This window comes from Sphingomonas sp. CD22, from assembly GCF_034556155.1.
Lineage (GTDB): Bacteria > Pseudomonadota > Alphaproteobacteria > Sphingomonadales > Sphingomonadaceae > Sphingomonas.
Genome location: NZ_JAYDYX010000011.1, coordinates 70,183 through 83,656, shown reverse-complemented (window position 1 = coordinate 83,656; position 13,474 = coordinate 70,183). Strand labels below are relative to the sequence as shown.

The window sequence follows — 13,474 nt, the reverse complement described above, 5'->3', positions numbered from 1 at the left end:
GTGGGATCGCCTAAGCCGGGCCATCCCCGGGGGGCCGCTGACGCGCGGCTGAGAAATGGGCAGCAGCCCATGACCCGCTGAACCTGATCCGGGTGATACCGGCGTAGGGAGGGTCTGCGGTGCGCCGTCGTTCCTCCGATGAAGTGGATGCGAACGATTTCGGCTCTTGTTTCCCGTTTCGACATGCGACCTCCGCGATCCTGGCTTGCGCTGGGGGTGCCGGTGCTGCTGCTGGCGGCACCCGCCGCGGCGCAGACCGCCGAACCCGCCGAGATCCGCGTCGTCGGCCATCCCGATCCCGCCGGGCTCTTGCCCGACCAGCAGGCGCCGAAAAGCCAGAGCGCGATCTCGGCCGACTTCATCGTCAAACAGGCGCCGACGCTCAACGCCTTCCAGCTCGTCACGTTGCTGCCCGGCGCCAATGTCGCGTCAAGCGATCCCTATGGCCTGTCGACCAGTTCCAGCCTGACGCTGCGCGGGCTGGGACAGGATGAAATCGGCGTGCTGATGGAAGGCGCGCCGCAAAACGACATCGGCTATTATTACGCCTATCCGTCACAGTTCGCCGACCCCGGCAACCTCCGGCGGATATCGATCGCGCAGGGGTCGGTCGACATCGACTCGCCGACGCTGGGCGGCGCCGGCGGATTGCTGTCGCTGGCGCTCGACGATCCCCGGGCACGGGCGGGCGGTTTCGTCGATCTGTCACTCGGCAGCTATGCGGCGCGGCGCGGCTTCGTGCGGATCGACAGCGGGACGATCGGCGGCACCGGGCTCAAGGCCTTCTTGTCCTATTCGAACACGCGGCCGGACAATTGGCGCGGCGCCGGCTTCGACACCCGCCAGCATGTCGACGCCAAGCTGCTTAACGAATGGGGCGCAGGCAATCGCGCCAGCCTCGCGCTGTCGTTCAACGACGCGAACAGTTCAAGCTATCCCAGCCCCACCCTCGCCGACTGGCAGACATTAGGCCGCGGCTTCAACTACGCCCGCCGCTACACGCCGGGCGCCACCGATTACTGGCGGCTCTATCGCGCGCCGTTCCACAACCTCTACGCCTCGGCGCCGGTGCATCTCGTGCTCGGCGAGCGGCTGACGTTCGACAGCACCAGTTATGCGCAATTCGGCTACGGCAATTCGCCTTATGGCACGCAGCTCACCACCACCGGCAATTTCCTCGGCACCGAGGAACTGGCGCAGCCGATCGCGCTGCCGGGCGCGGTGGACGGCGTCGCGACGGTGCTCGGCAATTATACCGGCGACCAGTTCCGCGGCGGCAGCGTCGCCAAGCTGACGCTGCAGGCCGGCAGCCACCGGATCACCGCCGGGCTGTGGTTCGATTACGGCACCGATCGCGTCACCCAATCCTATACCAGCATCGATGCCGATGGTCGGCCGACCGACCGCTGGGGCTATCGCGCCAAGGCGATCCGCACCGCCGACGGCCGCCTGCTCGCCTATGAGAACCAGCGCACCGTCACCGTCACCAAGAGCTTTTTCCTCGCCGACAGCATCGCCGTCGCACCGCGGCTGACGGTCGATGTCGGGTTCAAGGGCGTCGACGTGCTGCGCAACGGCCGTAACTATCTGCCCGGGCCGCAGGACCGGGTGCGGATCGACAGTTTCGCAGCCCTGCCGCGCGCGGCGATCCATTACCGGCTCGACGACCGGCAACAGCTGTTCGCCAATTTCACCACCAACTTCCGCACGCCCAACGAATTCACGCTCTACGACAGCTATGCCGGCGGGGCGTTGGTCGCGCAGGGCAGCAACGCGCTCAAGAACGAATATTCGGTGTCGGAAGAGCTCGGCTATCGCTTCATCGGCGAAGCGGTCTCGGCCTCGGTGACCGGCTTCCACTACAAATTCCGCAACCGCCAGCTCGCGACGGTGGTCGACCAGGGCGGCGCGCAGGTCAATGCGACGCTCAACGCCGGCGGACAGACCTCTTATGGCGTCGATGCCGAGATCGACTATCGTCCGGTCGCCGCGGTCAGCCTCTATCTGTCGGGCGAATATCTGCATGCGCGGCTCGACGACGATCTGCCGGTCGGCGGCGACCTGCTGCCGACGCGCGGCCGGCATGCGGTGTCGAGCCCGACGGTGCAGTTCGGCGCGGGCGGCACCTACGACGACGGTCGGTTCTTCGGCAGCATCGCGTCGAAATATCTCGGCCGGCAATATGCCAGCTTCATGAACGACGAAAGCATCAAGGGCTATGCGACGCTCGACCTGTCGATCGGCGTGCATCTGGCCGACTGGCTCGACGGCAAGCGGACCGACCTGCGCGTCAACGCGATCAACGTCACCGATCCGCACGTGCTCGCCGGCGTCCAGGCGGTGACCCCCAACGCGCAGGACACCATCGGCCGCAACGGCACCGTCATCGCCGGTCAGGCGCCCGCTTATTATATCGGCAGCGGCGCCGCGGTGATGGCGACCCTCTCGCGCGCCTTCTGAGGCGATGACGCCCGCCGCTCATCTGGTGCACGGCATGGGGCAGACGCTGGAGGCGCCGACCTGGCCGGCGATCACCACCGGCGAGGCCGCGGCGGTGCTGGCGCGCTTTCCGGCGGCCGGGCGGATGACCGGGCTGCACTGGCATTCGCCGCGCCCCTTCTCGGCAGCCGCGCTCGTCCATACCGAGGCGGGCACCGTCCTGCTCAAGCGCCACCACCACAAGCTGCGCTCGATCGCGGGGCTGGCCGAGGAACATGCGTTCATCGCGCATCTCGCCGATGCCGGCGTTTCGGTGCCGGAGGTGATCGCGAGTGCGGGCGGTACGACCGCGATCGCGATCGACGCGTGGCGCTACGAATTGCACCGGCAGGCACCGGGCGCCGACCTCTACCGCGACCGGCTGTCGTGGACGCCGTTCTTCTCGCACGCGCAGGCGCACGCCGCAGGGGTAGCGCTGGCGCGGCTGCACATCGCCGCGGCCGGTTTCGCCGCCCCTGCCCGCCGGGCGCAGCCGTTGGTCGCCAGCTTCACCATCCTGCCGGCGCACGATCCGCTCGCGGCGGCCGAGGCCTATGTCGCCGCCCGGCCGGCGCTGGCCGCGTTCCTGGCGACGCGGCCGTGGCGGGCGCAGCTCGCCGCGCTGTTCGCGACGCTGGGCGACGGCCTGCCCGCGGTGCTGGCGGAGCAGCCGCCCTTGTGGACGCACAACGACTGGCATCCGTCGAACCTGCTGTGGGCGGACGACGGCACGGTGCGGACGGTGATCGACTTCGGCCTCGCCGACCGTAGCTGCGCGGTGCACGATATCGCCACCGCGATCGAACGCAGCGCGATCCGCTGGCTCGACCTGCCGCAGGGCGACGACATCGCCGATCCCGCGGCGGCGCTGGCGCTGCTCGCCGGCTATGCATCGGTCGCCCCGCTCGCCGCCGCCGACATCGCCGCGATCGTCAGGCTGCTGCCGCTCGTCCATCTCGAATTCGCCTTGTCGGAGATCGATTATTTCACCGCGGTGGTCGCCGATCCCGCCGCCGCGGCGCTGACCTGGGACGGTTACGCGATCGGCCATGCCGCGTGGTTCCGCTCCGCCGCGGGGCAGGCGCTGCTGCGCCGGATCGGCGAGGCCAGGCCATGACCCCGCTGGAGATCGTCGCGGTCGTCGTCAGCTTCGCCGGGATCTGGCTGACCGCGCGGCGGCGCATGTTGTGCTGGCCGGTCAATCTGCTCGCCTGCGCGCTGTATGCGAAGCTGTTCCTCGACGTGCGGCTGTACGCCGACATGGTGCTGCAACTGCTGTTCGCGATCGCGATCGTCTACGGCTGGGTCGCCTGGGCGCGCGGGACCGATAGCGAGGGCGAGGTGGTGGTGGCGCCGCTGCGGCCGGCGCAGGCGCTCGCCGGGCTGGCGGCGGGCGCGGTGGGGGCGGTGAGCATCGGCTGGCTGACCAGCCACCATACCGACGCGGCGCTGCCCTGGATGGACGCGACGCTGAGCAGCTTCAGCCTCGTCGCGCAATATTGGACCGGGCGCCGCCACGCCGCCAGTTGGCTGCTGTGGATCGTGGTCGACGTCTGTTACGTCGGCATGTTCGTCTGGAAGGGGTTGCTGCCGACCGCCGGCCTCTATGCGGCGATGGTCGGGCTCGCCGTCCTTGGCTATCGGCAATGGCGCCGGGCGGGCGGCCACCGGCAGGGCTGATCCCGCCGACGGCCTGCACGTCCGCTTACTTCTTCTTGGCGTCGGCCTGCTGCTTGGTGCCGCGTGCTTCCTGTTCGGCGCCTTCTTCGTGCAGCGACGGATTGTCGGCGTTCTGCTTGGCCTTGCCGACGGCGGCGTTGATCGCGCCTTCGATGCCGGAGATCAATTTACCCATGAGACGTCCTTCGCGGTTCGGGAGCGCGGAAGCGCCCCGTCGTCCACGGCTCAACCCCTCAGTCGCCAACAATGGCCCCGGAATTGTCGTCGAGCAGGCCGGGCGTCCGCGCCGACACGATCCGGATCGACCGGCCGGCCCGCCGCGCCGCCGCGGCCTTGTCCATCTCGCCGCTCGCCCGCGTCGAGCGCGCATCGGGCAGATGATCGGCGACGACCACCATCGTCGTCGTCAGCCCGACCGTGGACATGATCGTGCCGCCCTGCGCGGCGAGCACATGCGCGATTGCCCCGTCGCGCGCCTCGCCGACGACGACGATCCGCTCGCCCTTCAGCGGCCCCGTCGGCGCGGCGCGGGGCGGCGGCTGCGGCTTGCGCGGCGGTGCCAGCCAGTCGGCGAGCGACAGGCCGGTATGGTCGATCGCCTTGACGATCACCCAGCCGGCGGCGCGCGCGTCGCTCAGCGCGTCATGGTGGCGGTGGGCGATGCCGAGATAGCGCGCGAGGCCGCCGAGCTTGTGGTTGGGCAGATCGGGCCAGGCGCGCTTGGCGACCCGCACGCTGTCCAGCCAGACCGTCTCGATCATCGCCCGGTCATGGACGCGGCACGCCGCGGCGAGCGCGCCCTTGTCGAAATAGGAATGGGCGACGGTGACGCGGCCGGTCAGATGGCGGTCGATGTCGGCGTGGACGTGGCCGAAGGTCGGCTGGCCGATCACGTGATGCGCAGCGATGCCGTGGATGCGCGTGTTCATCGCGTGAAAGTCGTCGCACGGATCGAGCAGCGTCTCATAGGCGAAGACCTCACGGCCGTCGCGAAAGCCGACGATGCCGATCTGGCAGATGCTGCTTACCCGCGCACAGGCGGTCTCGACGTCGATCACGACGAAATCGGGGGTCGTCACGCGCCATCCCCGGCGGTGAGCATCCGGCGCCCGCGCTCGGACAGGCTGCGCAGCGTGATCGACCAGCGCGTTTCGGTCATCGCGGCGATGCTATGCTCCCAATCGTGGCGCGCCTCGCCGTGCAGGTGGTAGATGCCGCGCGGCGGCAGCGGCGCGGCGACCCGCGCGAAGCGTTCGCCGGTCCGGCGGCGGAAGCGCATCGCCGCCGCCGCCCCCAGCGATATGCCGACGACATGGTCGAAATGCGGCCGGTCGCGATGCCAGCCGATCCCCGCGCCGGGATCGTAGCGGATCAGCAGCGCCTGCACGAAGCTGCCGGACGCGACCCCGGCGAACGCCTCGGCGCGCGCGCGGATCGTCGCCAGCCACGCCGGCATCGGCGCCGCCGGTGCGAGCGATCCGCGTTCGAAATCGTAATGCAGCCCGAAACTGTGGGTCAGCCGCTTGCCGGTCCAGCCCTGGAACTGGAACGGGGTCAGCGCGAGCGCATCGATCGCCGCGATCAACGCGCGCTCGTCGTCGGCGGTGACGAACGCCTCCTCGCTGCGCAGGCCGGGCAGCAGCGGGCGGTCGAACAGGTCGCGCATCACGGCCGGCCTGCGCCTGCCTCGCGGCCGTGCGCCGGCGGCATCGCGAAAGAGATCAAGGGGATAGGCACGCCGCCCGCGATGTAGGCCCGGCCCTCGCCAGCCGCAAGCAAGGCAGCCGGCCGGCCATCCCCCCGGCAAACCGTCCGTCCGCCGGGACAGGCCGCCGGACGCACGCCGGTTGACGCTGCCCGGCAAAGCGCCAATGCGCGGGGCCTTCGCATCGGCCGGCGGCCGATGCCACTCCCAACAAGGTAGCGTGCGCTGCGACTGTCCCTCAATTTCGGTCTTGCCTCGCATGACATGGCCATCGACCTCGGCACCGTGAACACATTGGTGTTCGTCGCCGGCCGCGGCATCGTGCTGGACGAACCCTCCGTCGTCGCGATCGAGACGCGCGACGGCATCCCCAAGGTGCTCGCGGTCGGCGCCGATGCCAAGCTGATGATGGGCAAGACGCCGCAGGGCGTCGAGACGATCCGTCCCTTACGCGACGGCGTGATCGCCGACATCGACGTCGCCGAACAGATGATCAAGCATTTCATCAAGAAGGTGCATGGCGACGCCGGCCGGTTGCAGCGCAGTCCCAAGATGGTGATCTGCGTGCCCGCAGGATCGACGCAGGTCGAGCGGCGCGCGATCCGCCAGGCGGCGACCAGCGCCGGCGCGTCGAAGGTGCTGCTGATCGAGGAATCGCTCGCCGCCGCGATCGGCGCCGGACTGCCGATCACCGCACCGATCGGGTTCATGGTGGTCGATATCGGCGGCGGCACCACCGAGGTCGCGGTGCTTTCGCTCGGCGGCCTCGCCTACAGCAACTCGGTGCGCGTCGGCGGCGACAAGCTCGACGAGGCGATCGCCTCGCACATCCGCCGCAAGCACAATCTGATGATCGGCGAGGCGACCGCGGAGCGGATCAAGCAGCAGATCGGCGCCGCCAGCCGCCCGACCGACGATGTGGAGCCCGAAATGCGGGTGCGCGGGCGCGACCTGATGAACGGCATCCCCAAGGAGATCACCATCAGCCAGACCGAGATCGCCGATGCACTCGCCGATCTCGTCGCGCAGATCGTCGAGGTGGTGATGAAGACGCTCGAACAGGTCGAGCCGGAGCTTGCCGCCGACATCGTCGAACAGGGCATCGTGATGACCGGCGGCGGTGCGCTGCTGCGCCGGCTGGACGAGGTGCTCAGCCGTTCGACCGGATTGCCGGTGATCGTCGCCGAATCGCCGCTGATGTGCGTCGCGCTCGGCGCCGGGCGGGCATTGGAAGACGCGGCGTTCAGCGGCGTGCTGCACGCGCAATGACGCGGCACCGGACGTAAAAGGGGGCCGCCGGAGCGGCCCCAGTAATCCTGTTGGGGAGGATGCCTAACGGCTTGATTTTCATGACGATCCGAAAGCGGAACGTCAAATATAAAAGTGCCTTTTACGACTAAAGAGCTGCCGTCACCCGACGGCCAGCGTCGCCAGCGCGGCACTCAGCGCGATTCCCGCCGCCGGGCCGCGAACGCGATCGTGCGATGCGGTGGCGGGCGTCGAGGCGATCGCGCCCAGCGTCGCCGCGGTCAGCACCAGCCCCAGCGTGTAGCCGGAGCGGCCGCCGACTGCGGCATTGAGAGCCCAGCCGGCGAGCGCCGCCGCCAGTCCGATCGCGACTGCGATCGACGCCCAGGCCAGCACCGGCGCCGGAAGATGGCAGAGGTGCCCGGCGAGCAGGCCGCCCGCCGCCATCGCGAGCGCCGCCGGGCCATCGCGCCGCAGAAGCGCGATCAGGACCGCCGCCGCGAAGCCGCCGGTCAATATCATCCATAACGTCGCCGCCGAGATCTGAACCATGATCCGCCTCCTGGCCGGATTGATAGCCGATCTCCGCGGCGAGGTTCGGGTCGGTCTAGGGTTAACGACGTCCTAATTCGGTGCATCGACCCCGCATGCGGCAGGCCCGGTCACTCGGCGTCGAGACACCGGACCTGCCGCTCCCTCGCCGGCTCAGCCCTGCACGAAGGCGAGCAAATCGGCGTTGATCCGGTCGGCATGCGTCGTCGGCATGCCGTGCGGATAGCCGGGGTAGGAGATGAGCTTCGCCCCCGGCACGATCTGCGCCGATTTCCTGCCGGTGATGGCGAACGGCACGATCTGGTCGTCCTCGCCGTGCAGCACCAGCGTCGGCACCGTGATCGCCTTGAGATCGTCGGTGAAGTCGGTCTCGGAGAAGGCCTTGATGCCGAGCGTGTGCGCGAGCACGCTGCCGGTCATGCCCTGCCGCCACCAATTGCGCCGGACGCCCTCCTTCACCTCCGCACCGTCACGATTGTAGCCGAAGAACGGCATCGTGAAGTCGTAGAAATATTGCGCGCGGTTGGTCGCCGTCTGTTCGCGGATCTCGTCGAAGACCGACAGCGGCACGCCATCGGGATTGGCCTCGCTCTGGACCATGATCGGCGCGACCGCGCTGATCAGCACCGCCTTGGCGACCCGCCCCGGCTTGGCGCGGGCGACGTAACGCGCCACTTCGCCGCCGCCGGTCGAATGACCGATGTGGACGGCATCGCGCAGGTCGAGTGCGTCGGTGAGCGCGACGACGTCGGCGACATAGGTATCCATGTCGTGGCCGGTCGCCGCCTGGCTCGATCGGCCGTGGCCGCGACGGTCGTGCGCGACGACGCGATAGCCCTTGGCGACGAACGCCATCATCTGCCCGTCCCAATCGTCCGCGCTCAGCGGCCAGCCGTGATGGAACATGACGACCTGCCCGTCGCGCGGGCCCCAGTCCTTGTAGAAGATCTCCGTCCCGTCCGTCGTGTTGATCGTCGGCATTGCCTTGCTCCCTTACCTGCGAGTCCGCACCGATCCGCTGCCGTCGTGACGGCGGCGGCAGGGGGATCATACGGGTGGGGCGGCCGGTGCACAAACACTTGGCGACGATCGATTTTCTTGGCCCGATGACGATCATTGGCACGGCGGCGCGCCTACGACTGCAAGGGGTTTGACGCGGCGATCGATAGCCCTGAATACCATCGCCGGTCGAACCGCCCGCGTCGGGCGGGACCCGACCCGGAGGCTTCGACCATGCGCGCTTTGCTACTCGCCACCACAATGCTGGTCGGCGTCCTCGCCGGACCCTCCGGTCCCGTCACCGCGGCAGAGCCGGTCCCGGCGAACGCATGGCAGGACAAGACGCTGTCCGCGGACCGGCGCGCCGAGCTGCTGGTCCAGGCGATGACCGAGGACGAGAAGCTCGCCGTCGTGACGGGCTTCTTCGGCACGCAGCAGGACTGGAACACCTTCCGCGATCCGCAGGCGCGTCCGCAATCGGCTGGGTTCGTGCCGGGCGTCCCCCGGCTGGGGTTCACGCCGCAATGGCAGGCCGATGCGGGCAGCGGGGTCGCGACGCAGGGCGAGGCGCCACCGGCCTTGGAGCGCACCGCCTTGCCGTCGGGCATCCTCAGCGCGGCGACGTGGGACCCGGCGGTGGCGATGGCGGGCGGCAGGATGGTCGGCGCGGAGGCGCGCGCGTCCGGCTTCAACGTGCAACTGGCCGGCGGCGTCAATCTCGCCCGCGAGCCCGGCAACGGCCGCAATTTCGAATATGGCGGCGAGGACCCGTGGCTGGCCGGGACGATGGTCGGCGCGTTCATGAAGGGCATCCAGTCGAACCGGATCGTCACGACGGTCAAGCATTTCGCGCTCAACGATCAGGAGACCGGACGCAGCACCGTCGATGTCGGCATCGACGAAGGCGCGGCGCGCACCTCGGACCTGCTCGCCTTCCAGATCGCGATCGAGCGGGGCGATCCCGGCTCGGTCATGTGCTCGTACAATCTCGTCAACGGCAAGCACGCCTGCCAGAACGACTGGCTGCTCAACCGCGTGTTGAAGGGGGATTGGGGGTATAAGGGCTATGTGATGTCCGACTGGGGCGCGCAGCACGATACGGTCGAGAATGCGCTGGGCGGGCTGGATCAGGAAACCGGCGTGTCCAACAAGGACAATTACGTCTGGCGCGACAAGCTGAAGGCGGCGATCGCGAGCGGCAAGGTGCCGGTCGCGGCGCTCGACGACAAGGTCCGCCGGATCGCGCGCGCGCTGATCGTCAGCGGCGCGATCGACGATCCCGTCAAGCCCGGCCCGATCGACTTCGCCGCGCATGCGACCGTCGCGCAGACCGCGGCGGAGAACGGCATCGTCCTGCTCAAGAACGAGGGCGGAGTGTTGCCGTTGACGCGCACGGCGCGGCATATTCTGGTCGTCGGCGGCCATGCCGATGTCGGCGTGCTGTCGGGTGGCGGTTCGGCGCAGGTCTATGCCCCCGGCGGCAATGCGGTGCGCGGGCTCGGCCCCAAATCGTGGCCGGGGCCGATCGTCTACGACAAATCGTCGCCGCTGGCGGCGATCAAGGCCGAACGCCCCGACGCGACGGTCGATTACGATCCGGGCACCGACCCGGCCGCCGCCGCGGCGAAGGCCAAAGGCGCCGACGTCGTGATCGTCTTCGCGACGCAATGGACCGCCGAATCGCTCGACTTCCCGCTGTCGCTGCCCGACGATCAGGACGGGCTGATCGGCGCGGTCGCCAAGGCCAATCGCAACACGATCGTCGTGCTGGAAACCGGCGGCGCGGTCGCCATGCCGTGGATCGCCGACGTGCGCGGTGTCGTCGAAAGCTGGTATCCCGGCAGCCGCGGCGGCCCGGCGATCGCCCGCATCCTGTCGGGGGCGGTCAACCCCTCGGGGCATCTGCCGATCACCTTCCCGGCCAGCCCCAGCCAGTATCCGCGGCCCACGATCGCCGGCAAGGGCCTGCCCGAGAAACAGATTTTCGGCGTCCGCTACGCCGAGGGAGCGGCGGTCGGCTATAAATGGATCGACCGGACCGGCGCGCGTCCGCTGTTCCCGTTCGGCTTCGGGCTCAGCTACGGGACGTTCGGTCATGGCGGCCTCACCGCGCGCCAGGTCGCGGGCGATCTTCAGGTCGGTTTCACGCTGCGCAACACCGGCACGATCCCCGGTCAGGCGCTGGGTCAGGTCTATGTCGCCTCGCCCGGCAACACATGGGAAGCGCCGAAGCGACTGGCGGGCTATGCCAAGGCGGCGCTGAGCCCCGGACAATCCGCGCTGCGCACCGTGACGGTCGACCCCCGGCTGCTCGCCACATGGGACGAGGGGCGCCATCAATGGCATGTCGCGCCCGGCCGCTACACCGTGATGCTCGCGACCTCGGCAGCGGAGATCAAGGAGCGGATCACGGTGACGCTGCCCGAGCGCTGGCTGCCGGTCGGACCGTCGACCACCGCGCGATAGGCAATGCCCCTCCCCGCGGTGGCCGTTGGCCTCCGCCGGGTTCAGCCCCCCGTCTTGCCCGCCGCGGCGGGCTTGGCGGCGGGCCGGGCGGAGGGGGCGGCCGGCACCGTGCCGTCGCTGACCGGCGACGCCGCCGTGTCCGCGACGATGCGCGAACCGTCGGCATTGAGGCCGAGGTCGTTCAGCAGCGGCCCGACCTGCGGGTCGGCACCGTTGAAGCTGCGGAACATCGGCGCGTAATCCTCGGTATGGCCCTTCGACAGGATCAGGTCGCGGAAGCGCTGGCCGTTGGCGCGGGTCATCCCGCCATGCTGCTCGAACCAGTTGAACGCGTTCGCGCTCAGCATCTTGGTCCAGCTATAGGCGTAATAGCCCGCCGAATAGCCATTGCCCCAGATGTGGAGGAAGTAGCTCGATCGATAGCGCGGCGGCACGTCCGCGACGTCGAGCCCGGTGGCGGCGAGCGCCTGCGTCTCGAACGCGTCGGGGTTCTGCTTGCCCTGCGCCGCGGTCAGCGAGTGCCAGCTCATGTCCATTTCGGCAGCGGCGAGCGCCTCGCCGAAGGAATAGCCCGAGTTGAACGTGCCGGCGCGCTTGATCTTGTCGACCAGCGCCTGCGGAATGACCTTCCCGGTGCGGTAATCGACCGCGTAGTGCGGCAGCACCTTGGGATCGAGCGCCCAATGTTCGTTGAACTGCGACGGGAACTCGACGAAGTCGCGCGCGGTGTTGGTGCCCGAGACGCTGGGATAGGTCTGGTTGGCGAACAGGCCGTGCAGCGCGTGGCCGAATTCGTGGAACATCGTCGTCACGTCGTCGAAGCTGATCAGCGCCGGCTGCCCCGCCGACGGCTTGGCGAAATTGCCGACGTTGTAGATCACCGGCTTCGTCCCGAGCAGCTTCGACTGGTTGACGAAGTTCGACATCCACGCGCCGCCGTTCTTGTTGTCGCGCTTCCAATAATCGAAATACATCAGCCCGACCGGTGTCCCGTCGGCCTCGCTCACTTCGTAGACCATGACGTCGGGCTGGTAGACCGGAATGTCGGTACGACGCTTGAAGTTCAACCCGTACAACTGGTTGGCGGCGTAGAAGACGCCGTCGGTCAGCACCTTGTTGATCTCGAAATAGGGTTTGAGCTGGTCCTGGTTGAGGTCGTATTTCGCCTTGCGGACCTGTTCGGAATAGAAATCCCAATCCCAGGGCTTGAGCTGGAACGTGCCGCCGGTCGCCTTGATCTGTGCCTGCAGTTCGGCCGCCTCGCGGCGCTGCTCGGCGGCCACCGGCGTGCCGAGCTGCTGCATGAAGCCGAGCGCGGTCTTGGGCGTCTTCGCCATCTGATCCTGCAGCACGTAATCGGCCCAGGTCGGGAAGCCGAGCAGCTTCGCCTTCTGCGCGCGCAGCAACGCGATCTGCGCGATCGTGTCGCGCGTGTCGTTGGCGTCGCCCTTCGCCGCGCGGGTCCAGCTCGCGTTGAACAGCGCTTCGCGCGTCGCGCGATCCGTCAGCGTGGCGAGTTCGGGCTGCTGCGTCGTGTTCTGGAGCGTCAGCACGTATTTGCCCGCCAACCCGCGCGCCTTGGCGGCGTCGGCCGCGGCGGCGATCTCGCCATCGGACAGGCCGGCAAGCTTCGCCTTGTCGTCGACCACCAAGGCGCCCGCCTTGCCCGCGGCGAGCAGCTTCTGCTGGAATGCGGTCTCCAGCGTCGAGAGCTGGCTGTTGTAGCGGCTGAGCGTCAGCTTGTCGGCCGGCGAGAGCTGCGCGCCGGCGCGGACCATGTTCTGATAGGTGAGCGTGAGCACCTGGAGCTGCTCCGCGTCGAGGCGGAGCGACTGGCGCTGGTCGTAGATCGTCTTGACGCGCGCGAACAGCGCCGGGTCGAGGTTGATCGCGTCCTGATGCGCGGCGAAGGCGGGCGCGAGATCGGCCTGCGTCTTCTGGAGCGTGTCGTCGGTGTTGGCGCCGACCACGCCGGAAAAGGCGAGGCTGGCGCGCTCGAGCAGGCGGCCCGACCGCTCCATCGCGGCGATCGTGTTCTCGAACGTCGGTGCGCTGCGCGCGCGGGTGATCGCGTTGATCTCCGCCCGCTGCGCGGCCATGCCGGCGAGCAACGCGGGCGCGTAGTCGGTGCTCTTGATCCGGTCGAACGGCGGCGCCTCGAACGGCCGCGTGCTCGCCTGCGCGAACGGGTTGGTGGCGGGCAGCGTGGCGGTCTTAGCAGCAGGTACGGCGGTCTGGGCGAAGGCCGTCGTCGACAGCAACATCATCGTGGCAGTGGCGGCAAACAGGCGCATGGATGGTCCGATCAACAGGTTATGGCGCGCGTGATGCATCCACCGGCATCGT

The 13,474-nt window shown here is 68.8% G+C and carries 11 protein-coding genes and 1 riboswitch; of the genes, 5 read left to right on the top strand and 6 right to left on the bottom strand.

Going from position 1 to position 13,474, the window contains the following annotated elements; all coding sequences use genetic code 11:
- The first annotated feature begins 17 nt into the window (after positions 1-17).
- Positions 18-127: riboswitch (TPP riboswitch) on the top strand.
- 56 nt (positions 128-183) lie between these two features.
- From SFC76_RS17860 to pnuC, 3 genes are read left to right on the top strand one after another with little or no spacing between them, the layout of a single operon-like run.
- Positions 184-2,460: a TonB-dependent receptor gene (locus SFC76_RS17860; RefSeq protein WP_322850760.1), complete on the top strand. Its 2,277-nt coding sequence runs from the start codon at positions 184-186 to the stop codon at positions 2,458-2,460.
- Positions 2,461-2,464: 4 nt separating this feature from the next.
- The gene (locus tag SFC76_RS17855; protein WP_322850759.1) at positions 2,465-3,595 is read left to right on the top strand and encodes an aminoglycoside phosphotransferase family protein; all 1,131 of its coding nucleotides are present in this window, start codon (positions 2,465-2,467) and stop codon (positions 3,593-3,595) included.
- Positions 3,592-4,158, top strand: a complete 567-nt coding sequence (pnuC, locus tag SFC76_RS17850) for a nicotinamide riboside transporter PnuC (protein ID WP_322850758.1) — start codon at positions 3,592-3,594, stop codon at positions 4,156-4,158. The genes SFC76_RS17855 and pnuC overlap by 4 nt, the downstream gene beginning before the upstream one ends.
- Before the next feature lie 25 nt (positions 4,159-4,183).
- Here the strand turns inward: pnuC and SFC76_RS17845 are convergent, their stop codons facing one another.
- Genes SFC76_RS17845 through SFC76_RS17835 form a run of 3 tightly spaced genes read right to left on the bottom strand, consistent with a single transcriptional unit; the run spans position 4,184 to position 5,824 of the window.
- Positions 4,184-4,333, bottom strand: a complete 150-nt coding sequence (locus SFC76_RS17845; protein WP_322850757.1) for a CsbD family protein — start codon at positions 4,331-4,333, stop codon at positions 4,184-4,186.
- Between the two features lie 58 nt (positions 4,334-4,391).
- Positions 4,392-5,237 (bottom strand): exonuclease domain-containing protein, encoded by an 846-nt coding sequence (locus SFC76_RS17840; protein ID WP_322850756.1) that lies wholly within the window; start codon positions 5,235-5,237, stop codon positions 4,392-4,394.
- The gene (locus SFC76_RS17835) at positions 5,234-5,824 is read right to left on the bottom strand and encodes an alpha-ketoglutarate-dependent dioxygenase AlkB (protein ID WP_322850755.1); all 591 of its coding nucleotides are present in this window, start codon (positions 5,822-5,824) and stop codon (positions 5,234-5,236) included. The genes SFC76_RS17840 and SFC76_RS17835 overlap by 4 nt, the downstream gene beginning before the upstream one ends.
- Before the next feature lie 264 nt (positions 5,825-6,088).
- Here SFC76_RS17835 and SFC76_RS17830 point away from each other — a divergent pair, with 264 nt between their 5' ends.
- Positions 6,089-7,132: a rod shape-determining protein gene (locus SFC76_RS17830; protein ID WP_322850787.1), complete on the top strand. Its 1,044-nt coding sequence runs from the start codon at positions 6,089-6,091 to the stop codon at positions 7,130-7,132.
- A gap of 141 nt (positions 7,133-7,273) precedes the next feature.
- Here the strand turns inward: SFC76_RS17830 and SFC76_RS17825 are convergent, their stop codons facing one another.
- Together SFC76_RS17825 and SFC76_RS17820 are read right to left on the bottom strand one after the other, a co-directional pair.
- Positions 7,274-7,663, bottom strand: a complete 390-nt coding sequence (locus SFC76_RS17825) for a hypothetical protein (protein ID WP_322850754.1) — start codon at positions 7,661-7,663, stop codon at positions 7,274-7,276.
- A gap of 153 nt (positions 7,664-7,816) precedes the next feature.
- Positions 7,817-8,644, bottom strand: a complete 828-nt coding sequence (locus SFC76_RS17820) for an alpha/beta fold hydrolase (RefSeq protein WP_322850753.1) — start codon at positions 8,642-8,644, stop codon at positions 7,817-7,819.
- A 252-nt stretch (positions 8,645-8,896) separates the two neighbouring features.
- Here SFC76_RS17820 and SFC76_RS17815 point away from each other — a divergent pair, with 252 nt between their 5' ends.
- Positions 8,897-11,128, top strand: a complete 2,232-nt coding sequence (locus SFC76_RS17815) for a beta-glucosidase (protein WP_322850752.1) — start codon at positions 8,897-8,899, stop codon at positions 11,126-11,128.
- Between the two features lie 41 nt (positions 11,129-11,169).
- Here the strand turns inward: SFC76_RS17815 and SFC76_RS17810 are convergent, their stop codons facing one another.
- The gene (locus SFC76_RS17810) at positions 11,170-13,422 is read right to left on the bottom strand and encodes a M3 family metallopeptidase (RefSeq protein ID WP_322850751.1); all 2,253 of its coding nucleotides are present in this window, start codon (positions 13,420-13,422) and stop codon (positions 11,170-11,172) included.
- Between the last annotated feature and the right edge of the window lie 52 nt (positions 13,423-13,474).